Genomic DNA, 25,530 nt, shown 5'->3' with positions numbered 1-25,530 from the left:
CATGCGAAATCAACAAACTACGCAGAATGCGGATGTTTCGAAGATCGATTACGGCATTATCCTGTCCGTATTCCTTCTGGCCATCATCAGCGTCCTGACGATTTATTCAACGACCGTCCTGCAGACGGATGGTGACATCAGTACGACCATCATGCAGATCGTCTGGTATGGTATCGGCATCATCGCCGCCGCCATCGTGATGCATTTCGATTCTGAACAACTTTGGAAAGTTGCCCCGATCGCATATGGGGCCGGCATCCTGCTTCTGTTCCTGGTCCTGATCTTCTATGACCGCAATACTTACTATCTCCAAGGGGCAAAAAGTTGGTTCCGCTTCGGTGGGGTCACTTTTCAGCCGTCCGAAGTCGTGAAAGTTGCGCTCATCATCATGTTGGCGCGGGTCATCACCGAACACAATATGCAGATTGATGACCGGACCGAAAAGACCGACATGAACCTGCTGCTGAAGATCGCCATGTGGTCGGCGCCGCCGCTCCTTTTGGTCATCCTGCAGAACGACCTCGGTACGACACTCGTTTTTCTGGCGATCATCATCGGCATGACGTTCCTTTCCGGTGTATCCTGGAAAATCCTGCTTCCCGTATTCGGGACGATCGGGGCCCTCGGAACGCTGCTCATCTACTTGGTCGTCTACAACCGCGAAGTGCTCCTGAATTTCGGTTTCCAGAATTACCAATTCGCCCGGATCGATTCCTGGCTCGACCCGTTTGGGGACAGTACCGGGGATGCCTATCAATTGGCGCAAAGCATGAAAGCGATCGGATCAGGCAAACTGTTCGGCAAAGGCCTTGGCGTTTCCGAAGTCTACGTGCCGGTGCGCGTCTCCGATATGATCTTTTCCACTATCGGCGAGAATTTCGGTTTCATCGGCGGTTGTTTTCTCATTTTTATCTATTTTCTGCTGATTTACCAAATGATCCGCATCTGTTTTGACACGAAAAATGAATTTTATGCCTACATGGCGACAGGCGTCATCATGATGATCCTGTTCCACGTATTGGAAAATATTGGCATGACGATCGGGTTGTTGCCGATCACCGGTATCCCGTTGCCGTTCATCTCGCAAGGTGGCTCGGCGCTACTCGGCAATATGCTGGGGATCGGACTGGTCATGTCGATGCGCTACCATTACCGCAGCTACATGTTCTCGGAAGAGGACGAACATTTCGGAATCTGAATCTAAACCCAAGGAGGCACTTATATGATCACAATTTACCAACATCCCCAATGCTCGACCTGCAAAAAAACGCGCGCTTGGTTCGACGAAGAAGGCATCGCCTACGAATTGAAGGACATCCGTGAAGAGCGTCCCGATCGTGAAAGCATCCGCCAAGCGATTGCATCCGGCAATTTGACGCTTCGCCGTATGTTCAACACGAGCGGGAATCTGTACAAGGAAATGCAACTGAAGGACAAACTCGACAGCATGGAACTTGAAGAAGCGCTTGACCTGCTGGAATCGGACGGCATGCTGATCCGACGGCCATTCGTAACGGACGGCACACAGATCACGGTCGGCCACGATGAAGAGAAATTTAGCACGACCTGGAAATAAACGAAGGAGGGAAAAACATGACTGAAAATACAGTGAAATACAGTGAGAACGGCTTCTGGATCAAAAAGGAAGCGGACAAATACATCGTCGGCCTATCCGAAAAAGGCCAGGACGATCTGGGCGAAGTCAGCTTCATCGATCTTCCTGAAACGGGCGCAATCAAAACGACCGACACGCTGATCGGCGTCGAAGCCGCTAAAGCGATGACCGACCTGGCTTCTCCATTGGCCGGTACGGTTACGGCAGTCAACGAAGCATTGGAAAACAATCCGGAGAACCTGAACAGCACAGATGCAGCAATGAACTGGATCGTCGAGCTGACGGACGTATCTACTGAAGATTTCGAAGCTTTGCAGAATGAATCCGGACTTTAGAAGAATGTGAAAAGATGAAAAGGCAAGCATGCGGACATCGTGTCCGAGTGCTTGCCTTTTTGATTTTTAATTGTGTTCCGGCGAAGGCCGGGTCGGCCGGAGGAGCCGGCCAGGAACTGTTCTTTTCTCCTGTGAGAGGGATTTAGCCGGAGGAAAACGGATTATCCTGTGCGATCCTCCGGCGAACGTTTCCTCACCGGAGGACGCGAAACTATTCCGCCACCAACTCCGGCCAAGGTTCCCTCGCCGGAGCTGGTGACCCGAAACCCGAGATCCGAATCCGAAAACCGAAATCCTCCTAGCGCGCAGCCCGCGCGACCAGATCCTCAAAGAACAGACGCATGTTTTTAGCTTCCGGTATCATCGTCTCCGGGTGCCATTGGATGGCGAGGATGCTTTGTTCCGGATCAGTCGCTTCAACGGCTTCAACAAGACCATCAGGGCTGTATCCGACCGGCTGCAAACCTTTGGCAACAACTTTCAACGCTTGATGGTGGAAGGAATTCACCGACAGTTTTTCACCGACCAGTTCGTGGAGGTGGCTGCCTTCCATCACGATGACGGAGTGGGTCGCATATTTGAAATCTGTCTTTTGTTGATGCTGGATACGCATTTCCGGATATTCATGCGCAAGGTCCTGATACAGGCTGCCGCCCATCTGGACGTTCAATATCTGCAAGCCGCGGCAAACGGCCAGGATCGGTTTCTTCTGTTTCAAGGCTTCCTCTATTAACGCCATTTCGAAATCGTCGCGCAAAGGGAAGGTAGCGCCGATATGCAAGCTGGGTTCTTCGCCGTAAAAGTTCGGGGAAACATCCTGTCCGCCCGTCAATAATAACCCGTCGATTTTGGCGATGTAGTCCGCTGCCGTTTCGGGCGCGCCGATCGGAATGATCAGCGGATTGCCTCCTGCAGCCTGGACCCCTTTCACGAATCCGATGGGGGTGTAGGCGACGGATATCCCTGAGAAAGCCGGGACAGCTTCTAGTAATTGGTTGCCGGTTATGCCGATTAATGGTCTCATATATGTTGTCTTCCTTTCGCTGATGGCTGATTTTTATCATTTTACCGCACAATTGAGAATATGGGAAAGAATCGTCCTTATGAGTGGACAAAACGGGTCGATAGTTTATAATGATTATAAATTGAAAAAAATTATCGTTGATTAAATGGGTTTTCATAATGATTCCATTGCGAAAGGTTTTCAATTGGGTTAAAATAGTCGTAGTGTTAATAATGAAGGTTCGATTAAAATATATAGATTGTGAGGAGTTAATTTATGTCTACTTTAGAAATAATAGATCTGCATGTCTCCATTGAGGATAAACAAATTTTGAAGGGTGTCAACCTGGTGATGAACACCGGTGAAATCCATGCCATCATGGGGCCGAACGGTACAGGTAAATCGACTTTGTCACAAGCAATCATGGGTCATCCGAGCTACACGATCACGCAAGGCCAAGTTCTGTTGGACGGCCAAGACGTGACGGAAATGGAAGTTGACGAACGCGCACGCGCAGGCCTGTTCCTGGCGATGCAATATCCGAGCGAAATCGCCGGCATCACGAATGCTGAATTCATGCGCGCGGCCATCAATGCCCGCCGCCCGGAAGACGACAAAATTTCGGTCATGAACTTCATCAAAAAATTGGACGAAAAAATGGAAATCCTGAACATGCCGGAAGAAATGGCTGAACGCTATTTGAACGAAGGCTTCTCAGGTGGAGAAAAGAAACGCAACGAAATCCTGCAGTTGATGATGATCGAACCGAAATTCGCGATCCTTGACGAAATCGACTCCGGTTTGGATATCGATGCTTTGAAAGTCGTTTCCAAAGGCGTGAACCTGATGTCCGGTCCCGACTTCGGCGTCCTGATCATCACCCACTACCAACGTCTCTTGAATTATGTACACCCTACATTCGTCCATGTCATGATGGACGGCCGCATCGTGAAATCCGGCGACGCCAGCTTGGCAAAACGTCTGGAAGCGGAAGGCTACCGCGGCATCCGCGACGAATTAGGTCTAGATATCCATTTGGATGAAGAATAGGAGGACGTCACATGCTGAACGAAGAAAAAACGTCCTTGTTGGATGCGGTTCGCCTGTTTTCCATTGAAAAGGAAGAACCGGAATGGATGCGCAGCAAACGATTGGAATGGCTGGAAAAATACGAAGAGCAGGCTTTCCCATTGATGGAACGCATCAGCTACCACCGCTGGCCGCTCCTTGACACAACCATCTCTGCTGGTGCATACGGCGAGGAATTGGTGAACAGCCAAGGTCTCCAATACGACTTGGGCGATACACCGAAAATCGTGCAATACGGAAATGTGACGCTTATGGAGCAATTGCCGCAGCATTTGATCGATCAAGGCGTCATTTTCACCGACTTATATACAGCTGCTCAGGATTATCCTGAACTGGTCCAAGAATACTATATGACAATAGCCGTGAAACCGGAAGAAGACCGTTTCACCGCTTTCCACACAGCCTTCATGAACAGCGGCGTCTTCCTTTATGTGCCGAAGAACGTCGTCATCGAAGAGCCGTTGGAAGCTCTGTTCATCCAGAATTCCCACGTGAAGGAAAGCTTCGTCAAACACGTGCTTCTGGTCGCCGACGTGAACAGCTCCGTCAAATACGTGGAGCGCTACGAAACCGAAGGCAACGAAAAGAACAGCGCCAACATCATCGTCGAAGTCATCACGAAAACCGGCGCGCAAGTCAAATTCTCTGCAGTCGACACCATTGGCGAAAACACTTCAGTCTACATCAATCGCCGCGGCCACCTGTTGAAGGACTCCTCCATCGATTGGGCGATTGGCGTCATGAATGACGGCAATGTCATCTCCGATTTCGATTCCGATCTGATCGGCGACGGCTCCCACAGCGAAATCAAAGTCGTTGCAGTTTCTACCGGCAGACAAGTGCAGGGCATCGATACCCGCGTCACGAACTACGGCAAGCACTCGATCGGCCATATCCTGCAGCACGGGGTCATCATGGACCGTTCGACTTTGACCTTCAACGGCATCGGCCACATCATCAAAGGCGCGAAGGGCGCCGATGCGCAGCAAGAAAGCCGCATCCTGATGCTGTCCGATAACGCCAGAGGGGATGCGAACCCGATCCTGTTGATCGACGAGAACGACGTCACAGCCGGCCATGCCGCCAGCGTCGGACGCGTCGATCCGGAAGAGATGTTCTATCTCCTTTCCCGCGGTATCCCTAAGGCAGAAGCAGAGCGTCTGGTCATCCGCGGATTCCTGGGTACGGTCATCGCGGCCATCCCGGTCAAAGAAATCCGTGAAGGCCTGGTAGAGATGATCGAAAGGAAGTTGATGAAACTTTGATCGATGCTAAAAAAATCAAACAAGACTTCCCGATCCTTTTCCAGACCGTGAACGACGAGCCGCTGATCTATCTGGACAACGCGGCCACTTCACAGAAGCCGAAACAGGTGCTGGAAGCCATCCAACACTATTATGAGTTCGACAACGCCAATATCCACCGCGGCGTCCATACTTTGGCGGAACGCGCGACTTCAGCCTATGAAGCCGCCCGCGAAAAGCTGCGCCGCTTCATCAATGCCGCTTCGACGAAGGAAGTCCTTTTCACCCGTGGCACGACGACCGGCCTGAACTGGGTTGCTGTCGGCTTTGGCGATCTGATCGTCGAAGAGGGCGACGAAATCTACATCACGCCGATGGAGCACCACTCCAACGTGGTTCCTTGGCAACAGTTGGCGAAACGCAAGAAGGCCAAATTGGTCTACTTGCCGTTGACTGCAGACGGCTTCGTCGATGTCGAAAAATCGGCTGAAGTCGTCACTGCAAAAGGCAAAATCATGTCGGTCTGCCACTCCTCGAACGTGTTGGGAATCACCAACCCGATCAAGGAACTGGCCGCATTGATCCACCAGCACAACGGCTACATGGTCGTGGACGGCGCCCAATCGACGCCGCACATGAAAGTCGATGTGCAGGCATTGGATGCCGATTTCTATGCTTTCAGCGGACACAAAATGCTCGGTCCTACCGGATCCGGCGTGCTTTACGGCAAAGAAGCCTTGCTTGAAAAAATGGAGCCAGTTGAATTCGGCGGCGAAATGATCGATTTCGTCTATGATCAGGAAAGCACCTGGAGTGTTCTGCCTTGGAAATTCGAAGCGGGCACACCGAACATCGCCGGTGGAATCGGCCTTGGCGCTGCCGTCGACTATCTGGAAGCGATCGGCATGGATGCCATCGAAGCCTACGAGAAGGAAATGGTGCGCTATGTGCTGCCGAAACTGCAGGCAATCGAAGGCATCACTGTCTACGGCCCTGCCGATCCGGAAAAGCATACGGGCGTCATCACCTTCAATTTGGAAGGGATCCATCCGCATGACTTGGCTACCGCTTTCGACATGGAAGGCATCGCTGTACGCGCCGGCCACCACTGCGCGCAGCCGCTGATGCGTTATTTGGACGTATCTTCGACAGCCAGAGCGAGTTTCTATTTCTACAACACATTCGAAGAGGCCGATCAATTCATCGCCTCCTTGCATAAAATAAAGGAGTTTTTCAAAGATGGCTTTATCTAAACTAGAAAACCTATACCGCCATGTCATTCTTGACCACTCCAGTCATCCGCACAATTACGGCACCTTGGAAAATGCCGACGAACAGATCGAACTGAACAACCCGACCTGCGGCGACGTCATCACACTGCAATTGGCGATGGATGGCGACATCATCAAGCAAGCCAAATTCTCAGGCCACGGCTGCAGCATCAGCACAGCCAGCGCCAGCATGATGACGGACGTGGTCATCGGCAAGACGAAAGCAGAAGCTTTATGCTTGGCGGAAGAATTTTTTCTGCTAGTGCAGGACAAAATAGAGCCGAACGAGAAGCACCTCGGTGAAGCGATCGTCCTGAACGGCGTCGCGAAATTCCCGGCCCGCATCAAATGTGCCACTTTGGCTTGGAAGGCTTTGGAAAGAGCAATTCTCCAAGACAAAAAAGAAAAAGGGGAAGAACAAGCGGAATCCCCGCATGAAGGAGAGATCTTATGAGCGAAGTACCAGTAGTTGACGATTATAAATTTGGCTTTCATGACGACGCAAAAATCATCTATTCCACCGGAAAAGGACTGACTGAAGAAATCGTCAGGGAAATATCCGAATCAAAAGAAGAGCCGGAATGGATGTTGGATTTCCGTCTGAAATCATTGGAAGCCTACCATAAATCAACGTTGCCGAAGTGGGGACCGGATTTATCCCATCTGAAATTCGACGAAATCACCTATTTCCAGAAGGCAACCGATAAAGTAGCCAGAACCTGGGAAGATGTGCCTGACGAAATCAAGGAAACCTTCGAAAAAATCGGGATTCCTGAAGCTGAGCGCGCATATCTGGCCGGCGTAACGGTCCAGTATGAGTCGGAAGCTGTCTACCACAACATGAAGGATGAGTTCGAGAAATTGGGCATCATCTTCACCGATACGGACACTGCCCTGAAGGAATATCCGGAAATCTTCAAGGAATACTTCGCCAGCATAGTACCGCCGACGGACAACTTCGAAGCGGCCTTGAATTCGGCTGTTTGGTCGGGTGGCACGTTCATCTATGTGCCGAAAGGCGTCATCTGCGATGTGCCGTTGCAGACTTACTTCCGTATCAACAACGAAGGCTCCGGCCAATTCGAGCGCACACTGATCGTCGTCGACGAAGGCGCCAGCGTCCACTATGTCGAAGGCTGTACCGCACCGACCTATTCAGCCGACAGCCTGCATTGCGCAGTCGTTGAGATCCTCGTGAAGAAGGACGCCTACTGCCGCTACACGACCATCCAAAACTGGTCAGGCAACGTCTACAACCTTGTAACGAAACGTGCTGTAGCCTTGGAAAACGCGACGATGGAATGGATCGACGGCAACTTGGGGTCAAAAGTTACTATGAAATACCCGAGCGTCATCCTGAACGGACGCGGCGCCAAAGGAACCATGCTTTCCGTAGCCTTCGCCGGCAAAGGCCAGCAGCAGGATACCGGCGCAAAAATGATCCACAACGCACCGTACACGTCCAGCTCGATCGTCTCCAAGTCGATCGCCAAAGACGGTGGGGCAGTGAACTACCGCGGACAAGTGAAATTCGGTAAGAAATCGGAAGGATCGATTTCGCATATCGAATGCGACACGATCATCATGGACGACATCTCCACTTCCGACACGATTCCGTTCAACGAAATCCACAACGGCAATGTCTCTTTGGAGCACGAAGCGAAAGTTTCCAAAATCTCCGAAGAGCAGCTGTACTACCTGATGAGCCGTGGCCTCAGCGAATCCCAAGCGACCGAAATGATCGTCATGGGCTTCGTGGAGCCATTCACCAAAGAACTTCCGATGGAGTATGCAGTCGAGTTGAACAGACTTATTGCATATGAGATGGAAGGGTCAGTAGGATAAGACATAAAAGAGGTTCAAAAACGTTGATATACGTTTTTGAACCTCTTTTTAAGTGCGTTTAACTCGGATTTTGCGAATAGTTCTGCTGTTATTTTTTCTCTTTTTACATTTGCTGTACACACAGGATATTCCCAAATTTCCTAAGGACCTCTAGCAACATAAATTGGTGAATTCATTATTTATAAGGAATTCGTCTTTTCCGAAGTATTCCCATTATTATTTTTTCCAACGAGCGACATTTCTCACTGAAAAGGGCAAATTGGATTTTTTTCAAGGTCCCATCCACTTAAGGTTACCCAGAAATGGATGCTGTCAAACTGTTCGTCAAAAGTAATCTGTTCATCATCGATGGAGACGCGGGGCAGGAGCTTCTTGATTTCCCATTATCGACTATTTTGCACTTCAGGTGTATGATACTCTGTAAAGTAACAAGCATTAGAGAGGAGTACAGATAAATTGATTATAGAGAAAGTACAAATACAAAATTTCAGATTATTAAAAGATTTTGAATTGGATTTAAAGGAAGGACTTTCGTTGATTGTGGGTAAAAATAATTGTGGAAAGACCTCCATCTTAACGGTTATGGAGAAACTTTTTAATTCTAATAATAGCGATTTCAGGTGGGAAGATTTCAATCTTGAATTCCAAGAATATTTTCGCCAAGAAGTATTAAACTACACTCGACGAGAAGGCGAAACCCAAAATTTTGGTGGAATTAAGATGACGGTTTTCATCAAATATAACCAAAATGATTCCTACGCGAATATACAAAATTTTATGATGGATCTGAATCCTGATAACAATGTTATCGTATTAGAGTTCTATTACTCTTGTAAAGAGGACAAGATTCAAAAATTACAAAATGATTTATTAGTCTCAAAAATAACTAACGCCGACACTGATTTCGATAAATTTACTAAGTTTATGAAAAAAAATTCTTCAAAATATTTTTCTTTAAGCAGATATTCTAGAGGATATGATATTGAGAGTAAAAGCCTTACTATGGATTTTTCAGAAGAACTAAAAATGAGTGAAATAAAAAAACTAATTCGTTTCAAATACATAAAGGCAAATCGAGATGCTTCGAATAAGGCGAACGACCATTCATTATCTAATTTATCTGCAAATTACTATAAACTAAAAAAAGATTCAGAAACAGTAGTACTAGATGATCTTCAAAAAATTATTGAAGAAACAGATAAGGAATTAAACAAAGTGTATAACGGTCATAACGGTAGTCAAGGAATATTTTCAGAGATTATTAGTAGTGTTAATACTTTTGGCGGACATTCAGATGAAACCCGTATAACTATCCAATCCTCCATTGAAGATAAGGATTTATTAAAAGACAACACTACACTTTATTATGAGCATTCCGGCAAACATCTACCAGAGAGTTATAATGGTCTTGGATATCTCAATCTTATTGGGATGATTTTTGAGATTGAGACTATTATCGCTGACTTTTTCGGTGAAAATGATCCTTCTGACATAAACATACTCTTTATTGAAGAGCCTGAAGCTCATACCCATCCTCAGCTACAGTACATATTTATAAAAAACATAAAAAAATTAATCGAATCCAGAAGAATTAAAAACGGAATAACGTTAGGATTACAAACAATTATAAGCACGCACTCTTCTCATATTGTATCTGAATGTAATTTTGACGATATTCGATATCTAAAAGTTGAGTCAAATGGGATAAAATCAAAAAACTTTGAAAGTCTTAAAAGTGATTATGCTTCGGATCCTCAGGCATTTAAATTCGTCAAGCAATATCTAAATTTAAACCGATCCGAACTATTCTTTGCTGATAAAGCTGTCTTTATTGAGGGGGATACTGAAAGAATCTTATTGCCCGCTATGATGCAAAAAATTGACGAAGTGGACTCTGAATCGCTTCCCCTGTTATCGCAAAATATTTCTATAATTGAATCAGGCGCGTATTCTCATAAGTTTCTACCATTGATGAAGTTTATCGGGTTGAAAGTCTTGATTATTACTGACATTGACGGAGCAAAGAAAAATGGGAATGATAGATTAGAAAGCTGCTCTCCTGAAGTTGCGACACATACTACAAACGCTTCACTGAAATTTTTCTACGATCTTTTAGACGATGAGGAACATCTGGACACGCTTAAAAATCGTACTTTTGAAAATAAGATTTTTGACAATCAATACTGTGTCTTATATCAAACGCTTGATCACTCATATCAAGCTAACAGCTTCGAAGATGCATTCATTTGTACTAATCTTGATTTTATTCATGCCAATAAAGGTAAGTTTAAACAAGGACTTAAAAATAGAGGGAGAATCGACACTGATTCAAAAAACTATTATGAAATTGCTCAAAATTGTATAAATAAAAAATCAGCATTCGCAACTGAGATTCTCTACTTCGATCGAGCAACAGATGACAAAACATGGCAAGTTCCTACTTATATTAAGGAGGGATTAACATGGCTGAAAGAACAATAGAGCCAGAAGTACATTCAGCTCTACAATGCATTGAAAACAATCAAAATTTTATCTTGACAGGTGGTGCTGGGAGTGGGAAAACCTACTCACTAATATCACTAATTGAAGAAATTAGTGTGCGCTATCCAACGAAATCAATATCTTGTATTACATATACTAACAATGCTGTGGCAGAAATACGCTCGAGAATTTCTAACGAGTACTTGTGGGTTTCCACAATCCACGAATTTATTTGGCATATGATTTCTAAATTCCAAGCGGAAATTAGAGAAACGATAACTGAACTAGTAAATGACACTACTGACAAAACGGATTTATTTAAAAAACCTAAAGGTTTTGATGAAGGTATAACATTTGAGGTTGAATTTTTTAATAATAAAAATATTATTTATGAAGAATATTATAGTCTAAGTTCTGACAAAGAAAGCAAAATTAGTCATGATCACATTTTGGTACTTGCAGAAGCAATGTTTAGAAAATATCCGAAATTATCAGATATTCTAAAAGATAGTTCAAATTTTATTTTTGTTGATGAATACCAAGATACTAGCCCTTTAATAAAAGAGATTTTACTCACTCATTCTGGCAATAATAGTGACAAAGATTGTATTATTGGTTTTTTTGGTGATGCTATGCAAGCAATTTATGACACTGGGATTGGCCACATTGAAGATGAATCTATAGTGCGAATCGATAAAATACAAAATCGTAGAAACCCACAGTCTGTTATTGACATAGCTAATAAGCTACGTGATGATAAAATTATACAAGAGCCGTCTGAAGATTTAAATGCACCTAATATGCAGCTTGGAAGTATAATTCAAGGTAATGTAAAATTCGTCTATGCAGACAATATTGATATTCTTGAGAATTTAAAAGCCAAAGATATTTTTACTGATTGGAATTTTAATGAGGGTGAACACACTAAAGAGCTTTGGCTTACCCACAAATTCAATTCAACTAAAGCAGGGTTTAGTCAACTTTTTGAACTGTATAATTCTGATTTGATTTTTGAAATGATTCAAAAAATTAAAAAAAAAATATCAAATGGAGATATAAGCCCAGACAATAAAAATTTTGAAGAAATCTCAGAAGAAGCAGCGATTACTAAAGGGAAAGGGATTTTGATTCTTGATATAATCAAGGGAAATTCTAAATATAATAATTTTTATGAAACTTTTAAATCATCCCCTTGGCAGGTGATTGAGAATAACTATATTGATAGTGATTCTTTATTGTCATATAAGTTTAATGGTCTAAAAGGCTTTTATGAAGCTGGTACCAAAAGAGATAAAATTTTACGTAAGCTTGATGATGTTTTTGAACTGTTCGAATTATACAAGTATAAAAAGTATAATGCTTTCTTAAGAAAAACGAAATTCAAAATTTCTAACTATGCTGATAAGAAAAGATTAAGCGATGAGATGAACATATTGTCGAATAATATTGACAAAACGATTGAGGAAGTAATCAGCTCTGCTAATAAAGCCTTACGGATAGAAAATGATGTTTTTTTTGATGAGTTCATAAACACTCAAGGAAATTACTTATGGGAACGTATCAAAAAGATACCATTCAAAGAATATATGAAGTCAATTGAATACCAACGAGAATATTTGCCTTTTGCAACGCAGCACAGTGTAAAAGGTAGTGAATATGACAATGTTCTAGTTATTTTAGATAATGGTAAATGGAATCAATATGATTTCAGGACTCTTTTTGGTTCTGGTAGCGTAAATGAAGGAGTAATAAATAGAAGCAAGAAATTATTCTATGTATGCTGCACAAGATCAATGAAAAATTTAGTCGTGTTTATGCCTACAGATGACCCAGGAATAATTGAATCTGCTATAAAAATGTTTGGAAATGAGAATATAGTTAATGGAAATGATATTAGTTGAACAAATTAAGAAGTTCTCTTTCACCGAATTTAAAGTAACCCCTAGTTATAAAAAAACAGCACACTCCAAAGTGCCCAATACTAATAGCCGTATACGATGCGAATTTTTCGCGAATATACGGCTATTTATTATTTTACATAGCATGTAGCTTTGATAATTTTTGACCATGGCAAGCAGGGCTTCAAAAAAGTTGAATTTTGGTGGATATCCAGGTTCAAAAAAATTAGAAATAGGTTCTTGCAATATTTTGTAGAAATCGATACCGTTGCTTTTGGATGTTTCTGCAAGACACCAGAACGTAACAGGAAAACAACTATGTAGAATGGAAGAATCAGTAGAATAATACTTAAAATAAAAAGCGGCAAACGTTGAAATGATTTCCTGTGCCGGATATCATTTCAACGTTTGCCGGTTTTTTGCGTGTTTCGGACGATCGGGATGATCATCGGGAGAATTTGAACAGGGCCGGACCTCCGGCCAAGGCCCCTTCGCCGGAGGTCAACACCGAAAATGGATTTTCACCTCCGATTAGGACCACTCCACCGGAGGAGGGCGGGTAATCTCCGGCGAGGAACCGGCAACCGGAGCAGAGCAAAAAAAACGGACCTCGCTACTCCGGTTGCCTTGCGATCCAAGCAATCCCACCCAAGATTCCACACAAAATAAAATAACCATGGTTACGCTTCATTTTTTATTTTCATAATCAAAAGCACGATATTTACGAATTAAAGTATCAAGAAGGCACAACATATTGTGGAAGGACGGGACAGTGAGGTATTCTATTGGAAATTCAAGAAGTTCAGAAAGTTCTGACAGTAATGAATTTAACGAAATGTGAGAGGAGGGAATAAAATGTCAAGTTTCTTTAGTTGGGATCTAGTGTGGGAGTTTTTTCCAAAAATTCTCAGTGCGTTGCCCGTGACATTGTTGATTGTAGGCATTGCGACTTTTGTAGGCTTGGTGTTAGGAAGTTTTATTGCGTTCATACGGGTGGAAAAAATACCGATATTGAATCAAATCGCCGCAGTATTTGTTTCCTTTATTCGCGGGACGCCGATTCTTGTCCAGTTATACATCGTTTATTACGGTGTGCCCAGCCTCTTACAGGCGATCCAGATTGATGTGTCATCATGGGACAAAATTATTTTCATCTACATTACCTACGGATTGAATACCGCAGCGTTTCAATCAGAAACCATCCGGGCCGCAATCTTGAGTGTACCCATCACACAGAAAGAAGCAAGCATTGCTTGTGGACTGACGAAGTCGCAAATGTACCTGCGTGTCATTCTTCCGCAAGTTGTGCTTGTGGCATTACCATCATTCGGTACAACCACTGTCGCTTTGCTGCAGGATACCTCGTTGGCATTTACGATCGGGATCGTGGATGTGGTAGGGAAAGCGCGGGCCATTGGTGCCGTGACCTACCATACATTGGAAGGCTACGTAGGCGCAGCGATCTTATTCATTACATTGAGCATTATTCTTGAACGAGTCTTTGACGTGTTGGAGAAACGGATGAATTTCGCAGAAGCGAAAAAATCGTCGTTTCAACTACCAAAGTTATTACTATTTAAAAATAAAAAGGTTCAAATCAAACAGGTTCAAAAAATCGAGACAAATTTGAAGGAGGAATTATTATGAAAAAATCAACAGTGGGTTTTGGAGCAAGTTTATTGATGGCAGGGGTTATCTTGGCTGGGTGCGGCAGCGGCTCTGCTGAAACCGAGAGTGCAGCAGACAGCGGCGCGACAGAGATCAAAGTAGGTACTGGGAATGAGGCTCTGCCATATGCTTATTTGGACGAAAATGGCGAATATGATGGCTATGATGTCGCTGTAGTAAGGGCCATTGATGAAAAGTTGACGGATTACACGTTTGTTTTTGAAGGAGCGGACTTCCCGACAACCTTGTCAAATTTAGAGAGCGATAAAGTTCAGATGGCGGCCTTCGAACTTGAAGTAAACGCAGAGCGCCAAGAAAAATTTGTATACGGGGATGTCGGTTACGTGGTATGGGATACGTACATTGTTTCGGACCCAGATGCAGGAACGGTTTATGAGTCCTTTGACGATCTTGCCGGGAAAAAAGTCTACGCCACAACTGCAACGAACCAGGCAGCAATGGCTGAAACCTATTTAGAAGAAAACCCCGATGCTTTCGAATTAATTTATGGCGAATACAATAACGAACAGATCGTTCAAGCGATTACTTCAGGAGCAGTCGATGCATCATTAGCGCCAAAATATCAAGTTGATAACTGGAACCGTTCCTTCGATGAAAACTTAGCGATCGGCAGCGAACCAGTCCACAACTCAGACGCTTACCTGCTGTTCAATAAAGAAACCGATCAAGCCTTCATCGATGCCGTGAATACAGCATTAGAGGAATTAAAAGCGGATGGAACCATTAAAGAACTTTCCGAAGAATACTTAGATGGTGATTACGTTCCAGAATAAGAAAGGATGAGGGCCATGAGTTTCAAATTTGAGGTGATGATCCAATCATTGAAAGTATCAAGCCAATACATTGGCACAACATTATTCATGGCCATCACAGCGATAGTCATCGGCGTTATTTTAGGGTTAGGGATAGCGCTGATCCGGCTGTATCGCATCAAAGGATTGAGCCAGTTTTTCCAAGTAGTTGTAACTCTGTTGAAAGGCATTCCGATGGTATTGATCATTCTCGCTCTGTACTTGGTCGCTTCCAAACAGTTTGATGTTTGGTCGGAATCCATGAATTGGTCACTGCGGTTCAGAGATTTCAACATGGTATGGATCGCCATTTCCGCACTGAGTCTGTTGGCAACGATCAACAGCAGCGAAATTTTCCGAGGTGCATTTGCGGCTATCAAAAAAGGGCAGTTCGATGCCGCCAAATCGATGGGCATGACAAACCTGCAAACGATTCGCCGGGTTCTGTTGCCGCAAGCAATCCCTATCTCTTTACCGATGTTCAGTAATTTATTGATTGGCCTTGTTAAGGCCTCTTCCTTGGCCTCGATGGTCAGTGTCGTCGATGTGTTTGCAGCTGCGAAGATCACAGCCCAGCAAAACTACCGCTTCCTGGAAGCCTATGTGGCGGTAGCGGTCATCTATTGGGGAATCAGCCTGGTGATCGAAAAAGGTGCGCAAGTTTTGGAAGCGCGCATGACACGTAAATTGAGGAGGGCGATTGTATGATGGAAGTACGCAATATCCACAAGCGCTTTGGCAAGCAAGAAGTCCTCAAAGGCATCGATATGGATGTTGCCAAAGGTGAAGTCGTCACCCTTCTGGGGCCAAGCGGTTCCGGCAAAACAACCTTCCTCCGCTGTCTGAATTTTTTGGAACGGGCAGATGAAGGCAGCATTCTCCTGGGAGAAACCGAAACGATCGTTAATAAAGCCAATCCGAAAGAGATTTTGGCGCACCAACGCCAAACCGCGATGGTCTTTCAAAATTATGCGCTGTTCCATAACAAGACAGCGCGCGAAAATATTGTGATGCCGCTCTTGCTGACGAAAAAAAGGACCAAGCAGGAAGCGTATGAAGTAGCGGATGCTTTGCTGGAACAAGTGGGCTTAACCGAACGCAAAGATTTTTATCCCAGCCAATTATCCGGCGGCCAGCAGCAACGGATCGGAATTGCGCGGGCCTTGGCGTTGAATCCCAAAGTGATACTGTTCGATGAACCGACTTCAGCGCTTGATCCGGAATTGGTCGGACAGACACTGACGCTCCTGCGGGATATCGCTGAAACTGGCGCAACGATGGTGCTGGTGACGCATGAGATGAAATTCGCTTATGAAGTGTCTGACAAGATCGTCTTTATGGAAAACGGCCTGGTGGTCGAACAAGGAAGTCCTAAGGAAGTGTTTGAACAAACGAAAGAAGAGCGGACCAAAGCCTTTTTGGCCCGTTTCACAACCCAAATGGCTAGATAGAGGAGGAAATCAGATGGCATATCGTTTCGCAAATCGTATCAAGGAATTGAAAACATCTCCCTTAAGGGAAAATGCAAGTAAAAACATGGAACTCAAAGATGTGATCTCATTTGCTTACGGCTTTCCGCCGGTTGAAGCTTTTCCAATGGAGACCCTCCAAAAAATTTCGCAAAAATTATATACAGAAGTCGATCCGGAAACGTTTTTGCAATATGGTGCCTCAGAAGGCTATCCTTTGCTGCGCAAGCTGGTCAAAGAAAGGTTGGCGGCAACCGCCAATCTGCAGAATGAGGAACAGGTGCTGATTACATCGGGTTCCACCCAAGCGATGGATATCGCAGTGAAAGTCCTTTGTGATGAGGGAGACGTCGTGCTCTGTGAAGAACAAACCTTTTCAGGGGCGGTGAATGCGATCAAAGGCTATGGAGCCATTCCCGTACCGATCCCGATGAACGTCGCAGAAGAATCCGTCGATTTGGAAGCACTGGAAGAGCTGTTGCGTTTTGAGCAACGCATCAAGTTCATTTACCTCATTCCCACGTTCCAAAATCCATTGGGGACGTCGATTCCTCTGGAAAAACGCCAAGCCATTTACAGCTTGGCCCAAAAATATGATGTGCTGATTTTCGAAGATGACCCTTATGGCGATCTCCTGTACTACGGCGAACCGATCATAAAACTGAAGGAAATGGATACGGACGGGCGTGTCATGTATGCGGGTTCGTTTTCCAAAATTTTGGCACCCAGCGCAAGGCTGGGCTTCATCATGGCGCCGGATGAAATCATGGAAAAACTGGCTTTAGCCAAGCAAGTATCGGATTCCCATACCAATTTTTATTGGCAAGTGATGCTGGCGGAATTCATGCAGAATCATCAGTTTGAAGAACATGTCTCGGCGTTGAAGCAGTACTACAAGGGAAAATTTGAGGCGATGATTGCGGGTCTTGAAGCGTTGCCTGAAGACAAAATTCAGTTCATCAAGCCGACCGGTGGCTATTTTATCTGCTGCAAGATGGCGGATGAATTGGACCCGGAGACGTTCTATACCGCATTGGACGAAGCCAAGGTTGCCGTGATCCCTGGTAATATAATGAGCGTAGTGCAAGAAGGGTACGAACGTTATTTCCGTTTGAACTTCACCAAACCCACACTTTCGGAAATCGTGGACGGAGTAAAAGTAATCGGTGAAGCTTTGAAACAAGCGACACCTGCATCATCCAAACAAGTGATTTGAGGAGGATATTATGAGATTGATTTATTATGGGGTCAGTGCTGACGAGGAAAAATTCATCAAACGTTGGAGTTTCAGCAACAAGATACCCGTGACCATCATCAACGAAGGCATATCCAGTGAAAATGTCCATTTCGCCGGCCCCCATGATGGGGTCTGCCTGTATCCGAGTCCGGAAATGCGTCAGAGTGAGTTGCTCTACCGCAAACTGCGGGAGCAAGGCATCCACCAATTGTCGGTCAAATCGACCGGGGTGGATGGCATCAACTTTGAGTGGGCCCAAAAATATGGCTTGACCGTGACGAATGTTCCTGCCTACAGTCCCACTTCAGTCGGTCATTTTGCGATCATGTCGATATTGATGGTATTGCGGAATATCCCGACCGTGCTGCAGCCAAACTCATCCCGCAAAGCGGAAATCGGCCGGGAATTGCAGGATGTGACGGTCGGCATCCTGGGAACAGGACGGATCGGTGCTGTCGTCGCAGAAGGGATCCATGCTTTGGGCGGGCGCGTGATCGCCTCCAGTTCAGCAGAAAATCCGCGTTTGAAAGGGAAAATCAGCTACGTTTCTTTTGAGGAACTGTTGAAACAGTCGGATGTTCTGTCCATACACATCCCCTTAACTGAGGAATCCACTTATCTATTTTCAGAGGATACTTTTGCAAAAATGAAACCAGGTAGTTGTCTTGTGAACACGGCGCGCGGAAAAATTGTCGATACCGAAGCGCTGATCCAAGCTTTGGCAACCGGAAAGCTGGCTGGTGCAGCCTTGGATGCGCTGGAGGACGAGGAAAAGTATTTTTCCGTCGGTTGGGAAAAGAACCCTTATTATTCCCGCTTGATGGCCATCCCGAATGTCATGATCACGCCGCATATCGCTTACCATACCGAATTGGCTGTACAAGAAATTGTTGAGACCTCGTTGACCAATGCGCGGGATATCATAATCGCAGGAAGTTGCCGGAATACGATCTCGATCTGAGTACCAGAAAAGAAGGAGGAGATGAAGATGATCCAGGCGCAAATAAGCGGACTGAAAAAAAGCTTTGGTAAGAACGAAATATTGAAAAACGTAGGTTTGACCATTAATAAAGGCGAAGTTGTCTGCATTATCGGCCCGAGCGGCTCCGGCAAAACCACCTTCTTGCGTTGTTTGAATCTCTTGGAACGGCCGGATGCAGGCATGTATGAACTCGGTGACCTTCGCTATGACCTCAGCCGTATCGGTTCGCATCAGAGCCGGGAAATTGCCAGAAAAACGGCGATGGTTTTTCAATCCTATGAATTGTTCAGCCATATGACGGTGCTGCAGAATGTGATGGAAGGATTGGTTACACCCCGGAAAGTCCCGAAAAAACTGGCAGAAACGATTGCCACTTCTGTCTTGGAAAAAGTCGGGATGGCGGAAAAAGCGGGGATGTATCCGATCCAACTTTCCGGTGGACAACAGCAACGGGTCGGCATTGCCCGGGCGATGGCGTTGTCTCCAGAGCTTCTGTTGTTCGATGAACCCACATCCGCACTCGATCCGGAACTTGTCGGGGATGTGTTGAATGTGATGAGGCAATTGGCTGACACGGGTCAAACGATGATCATCGTTACCCATGAGATGCAGTTTGCACAAGAGGTGGCTGATAAAGTTGTGTTTATGGCTGATGGGGTAGTCGTTGAAGCAGGAACACCCTCAGAAGTCTTTGATGATCCTAAACAAGAGCGGACAAAACAATTCTTGATGCAAGTTCGTTTCAAAACAGCAGTCTGAGAGGGATGACACGTGGAATATACGGAAGTGAAAAGCAAGCTTTGGACCAAGGATTTCCTCTTGGTGAACTGCATTACGTTTTTGGCGATGACGGCAATCACGACCCAAATGGGAACGTTGCCCCTCTATGTGACTGCATTAGGCGGGTCAAAAGCGGTCGCCGGAAGCATCGTAGGGATTTTGGGTATATCGGCTTTGTTTTTCCGCTTGCCGATCGGAATATTATTGGATCGATACGGTCGCAGGCTGTTGCTAACAATCGGGTTAGCGATTCTTTTCCTTGATTTCGCTTTGCTGAATGTGCTGCAAACGCTGTTGATGCTGTTTTGTTTACGGTTGATCCAAGGAATCGGCAACAGCATCCAAGCAACAAGTGCTGCGACCATGGCGGCGGATTTGATCCCAAAGGAACAGTTATCCGCCGGCTTAGGGTACTTCAGCATCGCCCAGGCGGTCCCTGGCGCAATCGGCCCCTTGCTCGGGTTGGCGGTGGTGGAAGCATACGGATTTGAAGCCTTGTTTCGGGTGGCGCTTTTGTTGACAAGTTTGGCTTTTCTTTTAAGCTTTTTTATTAGTGCTGAATCGCCAAGAACACTATTTTTCGGAGAAAAGCCAAAGACGAAGGGCGGAGCGGCTGAAGCGTTGGCCATCATGGAGAATCGGGGCGTGATGTTTCCGAGCCTGATCATGTTTTTGATTTGCTTTGCGAATTCCGGTGTGATCGCCTTTATCGCGCAGTGTGCGATCGAAAAGAAAATAAGCGGAGCCGGCTACTACTTTACCGTGATGACGGTCGTCACGGTTCTGATCCGATTTCTCTTCCCCCAAATCTTGAAGCGCGTCAATCAAACGTTCTTGATTTGCGGCAGCATATTGAGCATCACTGCAGCGTTTGGCTTACTTGCTTTTGCCGATGATCTTGTTCATTTACTATTAGCAGCTGTGCTTTATGGAATTGGTTTTGCCAGTTTGCTTCCGGTCATGAATACGATTGTTTTGCAAAGTATTTCCGACCAAGAACGCGGACGTGCGATAGCGATTTTCTCGGCTGCTCTGGATGTAGCGTACGGAGGCGGGGCAATGCTTTGGGGCATCATCGCCAGTATGTATGGGTTTCAAATCATGTACCTCTTTTGTGGAGGGTTCGGTATAACCGCTCTGTTTGTTTACCTTTTGTTTGATGGCAGGAAGAGGAAAATGTCATAAAGCATGACACATCTTGTGAGCCCAACCTTGCAACTCTTTTCATTTCTTACTAAAATTAAGAAAATGATGAGAATTGTTAGGATGGAGGGGCCATTATGGATGTATTAGATCGGAAAATTTTGAATATTATGCAAAAAAACAGCAGGATTACTGTAAAACAAATTGCTGAAGAGTGTTTCATTTCGTCTCCTTCCGTGTCCGTGCGTTTGCAGAATTTGGAGGGTCTTGGGTATATCCGCACGTATCAAGCTGTTCTTGACCATCAGAAATTGGGCTTTTTGATCAAGGCCTATGTGAACTGTGCAGTCCCGGCAAAAGACAAAAAAGATTTTTACCGCTACATCGAAGAAATCCCCAACGTCGTGGAATGCGACTGCATCACGGGTGATTACTCGATGTTATTGAAGGTCTACTATTCCAACACGATCGAGCTTGATGAATTCATCACTGACCTGCAACGCTTTGGCGACACAAAAACGCATATTGTCTTTTCAACAAATGTCGGTCCCCGCGGACTGCAGATCCAAATAAACGAATAAGCAAAAACGCCGAGAGTTATTTTCGGCGTTTTTGCTTATTTTTTGTGTGCGGGGGGGGAGCCGCATCTCCGGGGAGCGATCGGCTGGCCGGAGAACAATACCGAAAACAACATTCATCTTCGATGAAGCCCGCTCCACCGGAGATGGGCGGGGAAAATGTGGTCCGTCCTCCTGCGAAGGCTGCTTCGCCGGAGAAGAGCAAGAAAAATAGATCGGTCTTCTGCGTGCCGTTCAAGCAAATGAATCCGAATTTTCCAAAGAGGCTGCCTCACAAAGAAAAAACAATGTTTCCGGATTTGATTCACCGGCGGATGCCGGTTCAACGGTAACTTTTGGTGTGTTTAAGATTGAATTGCCGGTGATGGGTGACACTTTGTTGAAAAACAGTATTTCCTTCTTGCCTCAGACGACAACCTAACGATAGGCTATAATAAATAGTGTTAGATGAATAGCTTATTTTTAAGTAAAGGAGCTTAGCCGTGTTAGATAACAAATTGGGAATAACGAATCAAGTTGAATTAGCGAAAGCGGAAGAACGAATTAGTAAAGCCAACGCAAAACGTTTATATGATTCCGGTGATATCAATAATCTGGAAATCGGTACATACAAAGGTTTAACAGATATTCATAAATATTTGTTTGATGATATTTATGACTTTGCGGGAAAGATCCGTACCGTGAATATTTCGAAGGGAAACTTCAGATTTGCACCCGTTAGGTACTTGGAAGTTGCTTTGAATCACATTGACAGTATGCCACAATCCACTATTGAGGAAATTGTAGCGAAATATGTTGAAATGAACATTGCGCACCCTTTTCGTGAAGCAAATGGACGCAGTACACGCATCTGGTTGGACTTGATTCTAAAGAAAGAACTGGGAAAAGTTGTAGACTGGAACTTAATCGACAAAGATAATTATCTGTCTGCCATGGAACGCAGCCCCGTCAATGACTTGGAAATCAGATACTTGATCAATAATGCCTTGACTACGTCAATTGATGATAGGGAAGTCTATATGAAAGGTATTGATGTCAGTTACTATTATGAAGGATACACAGAATATACAACTGATGATTTGTAGAGATGAACCCCGCCCTTCCTATACCTATCAGGTATAGGAAGATATTAATTTTAAGCATTAGACATACTTGACCAGTACGTTTATAGTACAGTTAGAAATTAAAGCACAAATATTGAAGGAGGGCAATTGTTGGTAACAGATCAGAAGCAACCAAGAATTTTACAACAAGCGTTGAATGGAGAACGGATAGTGGCTAACGATCCGCAGCTTGCACTAATTAGTGAAATTGTTTCCTTAAACGATAAATTACTGGCAGAATTTAATTCTGCCAACGACCGAACGACAGCTAAATCACTGTTAAATCAGATTACAGGAAAAATTGTGCCTGTTTCATCAACTATCAAGGCACCATTTCAAACTGATTTTGGTCGTCATATTTTTGTTGGTGAAAATGTATTTATAAATCGGGATTGCATGTTTGTTGATTTAGGCGGTATTTACATTGAGGATGATGTGTTGATTGGACCTCGAGTCACATTAGTTTCCGTTAATCATTTTGAAGACCCAAAACAAAGAAGGGACTTGCTTCCAAAGGCAGTGCGTATTAAAAGTAATGCTTGGATTGGAGCTGGCGCCACTATTTTGCCGGGGGTTACTGTTGGCAAGAATGCGATAGTTGGTGCTGGTTCAGTCGTCACAAAGAATGTTCCTGACAACGCGGTAGTTGCGGGAGTACCTGCAAAATATATTAGAGATATCCATATTGATTGAGCCCAGTTTATGACGAAGCAAATTAATATATTTCAAAAAGCAATCTTCTTGATTGCTTTTTTTTGGTAAAGAAAAACACTGTCCAGAATGCGATGTTCGATAAAACGCGATATAATTCTTATTGAGGAGTGATAAGAAAGCTACCCGACAATGATCAGATTTGCCAAGGAGCATACGCCAACACTATCTGACCCGTTAAATCCAAAATGGCCACTGATTGTTTACTCTTGACTTGGAGTCAACTCAAAGTCCTATACTTGTATTAATCAAAATGATTCGACGACTATAGAATCAAGAGAAGAGGAAAAAACATGGATGAACAACAAATTATTGCCTTGTACCGCGCGGTGAATCAAGCGATGGTTGCCAAAGACATAGACAAGCTGGATCGGATTCTTGCAGACGGCATGCATCTGGTCCATATGACGGGATATGACCAGACTAAAGACGAATGGTTTGCACAAATCAGAAGCGAACAGATGCGCTATTATTCGACCAAAGAAGAGAACATCAAGGACATCAAAATCGAGGGCAATAAAGCGAGCTTCATCGGGCAAAGCAGAGTGGATGCGCGCATCTATGGTTCACGCCACACTTGGAGACTACAGGTCAAAAATTTTTTTGAAAAGCGGAACGGGGAATGGATTATTGTCCGGCAAGAGGCCAGCACGTATTAAAGCTTGCTGCGTTTCCGCAGAATTGATCCATCAAGATGATCAAAAGGGGAAATGAATATGGACAAGGACAGGTTGATTGCTTTTACGGATGCGATTCTGGCTATCATCATGACTATTCTGGTTTTGGAGTTGCAGGAACCGGAGACCCTCAGTTTACAAGGATTGTGGGCGCTGAAAGGCAGTTATTCCGCCTATACTCTTTCCTTCTTTTGGCTCGGAACAATGTGGATTGGCTTGCACAATGAATGGCAGGACGTTAAAAAGATATCCATACCGGTCATTTGGTACAGCCTGTCCATCCTATTCTTCTCATCGCTCTTTCCTTATGTGACGAAAATTGTCAGCAACCATTTCGATGATTCCTTTGCCCAAGGGCTGTATGGCGTCATCGTAGTGCTGACCACTTTAAGCAATATCTTATTGAGCGATTCGCTGGTGAAGGCGAATGCTGAAAATGAGATGCTCCGGAGAAAAATTTCCTTCCAAAAAAGGTGGCTGACAATCGATTTGCTGATAAAAGGCATCGGCTTCATCATCGCCATTACCGTCTATCCGCCTGCAATGATGATCAGTGTTTTGTTGGTTGCAGTATTTCTTGCCCTGCCTGCCCATATGAAAGAAGTGGAACATCTATACGAAAAGCACTTCCTGATATTATCAAGAGGTGTTTTTCTCGTTTTACAACTTGAATTCAGTGACGTCCACTTGAAAAGAACAGCCCTATTGAAAAGTTTGCGATTGACTTGGAGTGAACTTCAGGGTCTACACTGAGGATATCGAATAGAAGAAAAGGGGTTTTTGACATGAAAATATTGATTTTAGGGGCCGCAGGACAAATCTCGAAAATGTTAACTAACAGATTATTGCAGGAAACTGATGCAAAATTGGTTCTGTATGCCCGAAATGCGAACAGACGAATCGCCACCAGTGACCCAAGCCGAATCACGATCATCGATGGGGATTTCAATGATTCCGCTAAGTTGCTGGAAGCTATGAAAGATGTGGAAATTGTTTATCTGAATGATATGAATTCGCCTGAAGCTACCCAAACCATTATCGATGCCGCTAAAAAATCAGGCGTTACGAAAATAATCGGCGCCACCATTCTTGGGATTTACGATGAAGTGATTGGCGAGTTCGGCAAATGGAATGCCAGAATGGTCGGCCGCACAGGCACAAACCGCCACAAAGAGTCGGCGAAAATCATCGAAGATTCCGGGATTGATTTTACATTGTTGCGCTTGACTTGGCTTTACAATCAGGAGGGCAATGAAAAGTATATGGTCAGCCAAAAAGGCGAACCTTTCATAGGTGCGCAAGTGGCTCGCCAAGCGATCGCGCGGTTGATCATGGACATCATTGAAAATCCGACTGATCATTCAAACAAAAGCCTGGGCGTCAGCGAACCCAACACAGATTTTCCGAAACCATCGTTTTACTGAAAGTAGATACGAAGCAGTAACTCCGACGGGAGCCGCTTCGCCGGAGTTAGAAGGGAAAGCGGAAGCTGATCTCCGGCGAGGGTCGCTATACCGGAGAATGCAAAGAAAAAATGGGCTGTTCTTCGGCAAGAACCGTCTCACCGGAGAAAAATGATCAAACCCAAA

General features: G+C 44.8%; 25 protein-coding genes. 24 read left to right on the top strand and 1 reads right to left on the bottom strand.

Going from position 1 to position 25,530, the window contains the following annotated elements; all coding sequences use genetic code 11:
* The first annotated feature begins 1 nt into the window (after nucleotide 1).
* The 3 genes from ACKPBX_RS02295 to ACKPBX_RS02285 are packed head-to-tail and all read left to right on the top strand — an operon-like array spanning nucleotide 2 to nucleotide 1,950.
* The gene (locus ACKPBX_RS02295) at nucleotides 2–1,198 is read left to right on the top strand and encodes an FtsW/RodA/SpoVE family cell cycle protein (protein WP_319995882.1); all 1,197 of its coding nucleotides are present in this window, start codon (nucleotides 2–4) and stop codon (nucleotides 1,196–1,198) included.
* Nucleotides 1,199–1,222: 24 nt separating this feature from the next.
* On the top strand, nucleotides 1,223–1,576 hold the full coding sequence (locus tag ACKPBX_RS02290; protein ID WP_319995881.1) for a Spx/MgsR family RNA polymerase-binding regulatory protein: 354 nt from the start codon (nucleotides 1,223–1,225) through the stop codon (nucleotides 1,574–1,576).
* Between the two features lie 17 nt (nucleotides 1,577–1,593).
* A complete protein-coding gene (locus ACKPBX_RS02285) occupies nucleotides 1,594–1,950 on the top strand; it encodes a glycine cleavage system H family protein (RefSeq protein WP_319995880.1) in 357 nt (118 codons plus the stop codon).
* A gap of 298 nt (nucleotides 1,951–2,248) precedes the next feature.
* Here the strand turns inward: ACKPBX_RS02285 and ACKPBX_RS02280 are convergent, their stop codons facing one another.
* On the bottom strand, nucleotides 2,249–2,974 hold the full coding sequence (locus ACKPBX_RS02280; RefSeq protein WP_319995879.1) for a gamma-glutamyl-gamma-aminobutyrate hydrolase family protein: 726 nt from the start codon (nucleotides 2,972–2,974) through the stop codon (nucleotides 2,249–2,251).
* A 255-nt stretch (nucleotides 2,975–3,229) separates the two neighbouring features.
* On the opposite strand from ACKPBX_RS02280, the gene sufC reads away from it, so the two are divergent.
* The 21 genes from sufC to ACKPBX_RS02175 all read left to right on the top strand — a co-directional run bounded on the left by sufC (nucleotide 3,230) and on the right by ACKPBX_RS02175 (nucleotide 25,365).
* Nucleotides 3,230–4,003, top strand: a complete 774-nt coding sequence (sufC, locus tag ACKPBX_RS02275) for a Fe-S cluster assembly ATPase SufC (protein ID WP_119093515.1) — start codon at nucleotides 3,230–3,232, stop codon at nucleotides 4,001–4,003.
* A gap of 11 nt (nucleotides 4,004–4,014) precedes the next feature.
* A complete protein-coding gene (gene sufD / locus ACKPBX_RS02270; protein ID WP_319995878.1) occupies nucleotides 4,015–5,307 on the top strand; it encodes a Fe-S cluster assembly protein SufD in 1,293 nt (430 codons plus the stop codon).
* Nucleotides 5,304–6,539 carry a cysteine desulfurase gene (locus ACKPBX_RS02265; protein ID WP_319995877.1) on the top strand — a complete coding sequence of 412 codons (1,236 nt, stop codon included), beginning with the start codon at nucleotides 5,304–5,306 and terminating at the stop codon, nucleotides 6,537–6,539. The genes sufD and ACKPBX_RS02265 overlap by 4 nt, the downstream gene beginning before the upstream one ends.
* Nucleotides 6,526–7,011 carry a Fe-S cluster assembly sulfur transfer protein SufU gene (sufU, locus tag ACKPBX_RS02260; RefSeq protein WP_319995876.1) on the top strand — a complete coding sequence of 162 codons (486 nt, stop codon included), beginning with the start codon at nucleotides 6,526–6,528 and terminating at the stop codon, nucleotides 7,009–7,011. Before ACKPBX_RS02265 ends, sufU begins: the two co-directional genes overlap by 14 nt.
* Entirely contained in the window at nucleotides 7,008–8,402 is a 1,395-nt protein-coding gene (gene sufB, locus ACKPBX_RS02255; protein ID WP_319995875.1) for a Fe-S cluster assembly protein SufB, read from the top strand. The genes sufU and sufB overlap by 4 nt, the downstream gene beginning before the upstream one ends.
* Nucleotides 8,403–8,858: 456 nt before the next feature.
* Nucleotides 8,859–10,883 carry an ATP-dependent nuclease gene (locus tag ACKPBX_RS02250; protein ID WP_319995874.1) on the top strand — a complete coding sequence of 675 codons (2,025 nt, stop codon included), beginning with the start codon at nucleotides 8,859–8,861 and terminating at the stop codon, nucleotides 10,881–10,883.
* Nucleotides 10,865–12,784: a UvrD-helicase domain-containing protein gene (locus tag ACKPBX_RS02245; protein ID WP_319995873.1), complete on the top strand. Its 1,920-nt coding sequence runs from the start codon at nucleotides 10,865–10,867 to the stop codon at nucleotides 12,782–12,784. Before ACKPBX_RS02250 ends, ACKPBX_RS02245 begins: the two co-directional genes overlap by 19 nt.
* Before the next feature lie 852 nt (nucleotides 12,785–13,636).
* Nucleotides 13,637–14,428 carry an amino acid ABC transporter permease gene (locus ACKPBX_RS02240; protein ID WP_319995872.1) on the top strand — a complete coding sequence of 264 codons (792 nt, stop codon included), beginning with the start codon at nucleotides 13,637–13,639 and terminating at the stop codon, nucleotides 14,426–14,428.
* Nucleotides 14,425–15,243, top strand: coding sequence for a transporter substrate-binding domain-containing protein (locus ACKPBX_RS02235; protein ID WP_319995871.1), 819 nt, complete (start codon nucleotides 14,425–14,427; stop codon nucleotides 15,241–15,243). Before ACKPBX_RS02240 ends, ACKPBX_RS02235 begins: the two co-directional genes overlap by 4 nt.
* Before the next feature lie 15 nt (nucleotides 15,244–15,258).
* Entirely contained in the window at nucleotides 15,259–15,969 is a 711-nt protein-coding gene (locus ACKPBX_RS02230; RefSeq protein ID WP_319995870.1) for an amino acid ABC transporter permease, read from the top strand.
* The gene (locus tag ACKPBX_RS02225) at nucleotides 15,966–16,712 is read left to right on the top strand and encodes an amino acid ABC transporter ATP-binding protein (RefSeq protein ID WP_319995869.1); all 747 of its coding nucleotides are present in this window, start codon (nucleotides 15,966–15,968) and stop codon (nucleotides 16,710–16,712) included. The genes ACKPBX_RS02230 and ACKPBX_RS02225 overlap by 4 nt, the downstream gene beginning before the upstream one ends.
* A gap of 13 nt (nucleotides 16,713–16,725) precedes the next feature.
* Complete coding sequence (locus ACKPBX_RS02220; protein WP_319995868.1) at nucleotides 16,726–17,946, top strand: aminotransferase-like domain-containing protein; 1,221 nt, start codon at nucleotides 16,726–16,728, stop codon at nucleotides 17,944–17,946.
* A gap of 10 nt (nucleotides 17,947–17,956) precedes the next feature.
* Nucleotides 17,957–18,928 carry an NAD(P)-dependent oxidoreductase gene (locus tag ACKPBX_RS02215; RefSeq protein WP_319995867.1) on the top strand — a complete coding sequence of 324 codons (972 nt, stop codon included), beginning with the start codon at nucleotides 17,957–17,959 and terminating at the stop codon, nucleotides 18,926–18,928.
* Between the two features lie 27 nt (nucleotides 18,929–18,955).
* Nucleotides 18,956–19,708: an amino acid ABC transporter ATP-binding protein gene (locus tag ACKPBX_RS02210; protein WP_319995866.1), complete on the top strand. Its 753-nt coding sequence runs from the start codon at nucleotides 18,956–18,958 to the stop codon at nucleotides 19,706–19,708.
* Nucleotides 19,709–19,720: 12 nt separating this feature from the next.
* A complete protein-coding gene (locus ACKPBX_RS02205) occupies nucleotides 19,721–20,914 on the top strand; it encodes an MFS transporter (RefSeq protein WP_319995865.1) in 1,194 nt (397 codons plus the stop codon).
* 95 nt (nucleotides 20,915–21,009) lie between these two features.
* Nucleotides 21,010–21,453: an Lrp/AsnC family transcriptional regulator gene (locus ACKPBX_RS02200; protein ID WP_319995864.1), complete on the top strand. Its 444-nt coding sequence runs from the start codon at nucleotides 21,010–21,012 to the stop codon at nucleotides 21,451–21,453.
* A gap of 479 nt (nucleotides 21,454–21,932) precedes the next feature.
* Nucleotides 21,933–22,535 (top strand): protein adenylyltransferase Fic, encoded by a 603-nt coding sequence (gene fic / locus ACKPBX_RS02195; protein ID WP_319995863.1) that lies wholly within the window; start codon nucleotides 21,933–21,935, stop codon nucleotides 22,533–22,535.
* A 129-nt stretch (nucleotides 22,536–22,664) separates the two neighbouring features.
* Nucleotides 22,665–23,246, top strand: coding sequence for a sugar O-acetyltransferase (locus tag ACKPBX_RS02190; RefSeq protein WP_319995862.1), 582 nt, complete (start codon nucleotides 22,665–22,667; stop codon nucleotides 23,244–23,246).
* A 311-nt stretch (nucleotides 23,247–23,557) separates the two neighbouring features.
* Complete coding sequence (locus ACKPBX_RS02185) at nucleotides 23,558–23,923, top strand: nuclear transport factor 2 family protein (protein WP_319995861.1); 366 nt, start codon at nucleotides 23,558–23,560, stop codon at nucleotides 23,921–23,923.
* Between the two features lie 57 nt (nucleotides 23,924–23,980).
* A complete protein-coding gene (locus ACKPBX_RS02180) occupies nucleotides 23,981–24,694 on the top strand; it encodes a TMEM175 family protein (protein ID WP_319995860.1) in 714 nt (237 codons plus the stop codon).
* Nucleotides 24,695–24,726: 32 nt separating this feature from the next.
* Nucleotides 24,727–25,365 (top strand): NAD(P)H-binding protein, encoded by a 639-nt coding sequence (locus ACKPBX_RS02175; RefSeq protein ID WP_319995859.1) that lies wholly within the window; start codon nucleotides 24,727–24,729, stop codon nucleotides 25,363–25,365.
* Nucleotides 25,366–25,530 lie beyond the last annotated feature (165 nt).

Origin of the sequence: Trichococcus shcherbakoviae (genome assembly GCF_963666195.1) — a bacterium.
GTDB classification, from domain to species: Bacteria; Bacillota; Bacilli; order Lactobacillales; family Aerococcaceae; genus Trichococcus; species Trichococcus shcherbakoviae.
Note: the sequence above shows the minus strand (reverse complement) of the source record. Positions and strands in the feature narration are given on the sequence as shown.

Excerpts from the sequence above, each read along its gene's own strand:
- ACKPBX_RS02180 (WP_319995860.1), top strand. The coding sequence starts at position 23,981 with ATGGACAAGGACAGGTTGATTGCTTTTACGGATGCGATTCTGGCTATC.
- ACKPBX_RS02215 (WP_319995867.1), top strand. The coding sequence starts at position 17,957 with ATGAGATTGATTTATTATGGGGTCAGTGCTGACGAGGAAAAATTCATC.
- ACKPBX_RS02200 (WP_319995864.1), top strand. The coding sequence starts at position 21,010 with ATGGATGTATTAGATCGGAAAATTTTGAATATTATGCAAAAAAACAGC.
- ACKPBX_RS02290 (WP_319995881.1), top strand. The coding sequence starts at position 1,223 with ATGATCACAATTTACCAACATCCCCAATGCTCGACCTGCAAAAAAACG.
- sufD (WP_319995878.1), top strand. The coding sequence starts at position 4,015 with ATGCTGAACGAAGAAAAAACGTCCTTGTTGGATGCGGTTCGCCTGTTT.
- ACKPBX_RS02295 (WP_319995882.1), top strand. The coding sequence starts at position 2 with ATGCGAAATCAACAAACTACGCAGAATGCGGATGTTTCGAAGATCGAT.
- ACKPBX_RS02280 (WP_319995879.1), bottom strand. The coding sequence starts at position 2,974 with ATGAGACCATTAATCGGCATAACCGGCAACCAATTACTAGAAGCTGTC.
- ACKPBX_RS02245 (WP_319995873.1), top strand. The coding sequence starts at position 10,865 with ATGGCTGAAAGAACAATAGAGCCAGAAGTACATTCAGCTCTACAATGC.
- ACKPBX_RS02225 (WP_319995869.1), top strand. The coding sequence starts at position 15,966 with ATGATGGAAGTACGCAATATCCACAAGCGCTTTGGCAAGCAAGAAGTC.
- ACKPBX_RS02210 (WP_319995866.1), top strand. The coding sequence starts at position 18,956 with ATGATCCAGGCGCAAATAAGCGGACTGAAAAAAAGCTTTGGTAAGAAC.
- ACKPBX_RS02230 (WP_319995870.1), top strand. The coding sequence starts at position 15,259 with ATGAGTTTCAAATTTGAGGTGATGATCCAATCATTGAAAGTATCAAGC.
- ACKPBX_RS02185 (WP_319995861.1), top strand. The coding sequence starts at position 23,558 with ATGGATGAACAACAAATTATTGCCTTGTACCGCGCGGTGAATCAAGCG.
- ACKPBX_RS02235 (WP_319995871.1), top strand. The coding sequence starts at position 14,425 with ATGAAAAAATCAACAGTGGGTTTTGGAGCAAGTTTATTGATGGCAGGG.
- sufB (WP_319995875.1), top strand. The coding sequence starts at position 7,008 with ATGAGCGAAGTACCAGTAGTTGACGATTATAAATTTGGCTTTCATGAC.
- sufC (WP_119093515.1), top strand. The coding sequence starts at position 3,230 with ATGTCTACTTTAGAAATAATAGATCTGCATGTCTCCATTGAGGATAAA.
- ACKPBX_RS02175 (WP_319995859.1), top strand. The coding sequence starts at position 24,727 with ATGAAAATATTGATTTTAGGGGCCGCAGGACAAATCTCGAAAATGTTA.
- sufU (WP_319995876.1), top strand. The coding sequence starts at position 6,526 with ATGGCTTTATCTAAACTAGAAAACCTATACCGCCATGTCATTCTTGAC.
- ACKPBX_RS02220 (WP_319995868.1), top strand. The coding sequence starts at position 16,726 with ATGGCATATCGTTTCGCAAATCGTATCAAGGAATTGAAAACATCTCCC.
- ACKPBX_RS02285 (WP_319995880.1), top strand. The coding sequence starts at position 1,594 with ATGACTGAAAATACAGTGAAATACAGTGAGAACGGCTTCTGGATCAAA.
- ACKPBX_RS02240 (WP_319995872.1), top strand. The coding sequence starts at position 13,637 with ATGTCAAGTTTCTTTAGTTGGGATCTAGTGTGGGAGTTTTTTCCAAAA.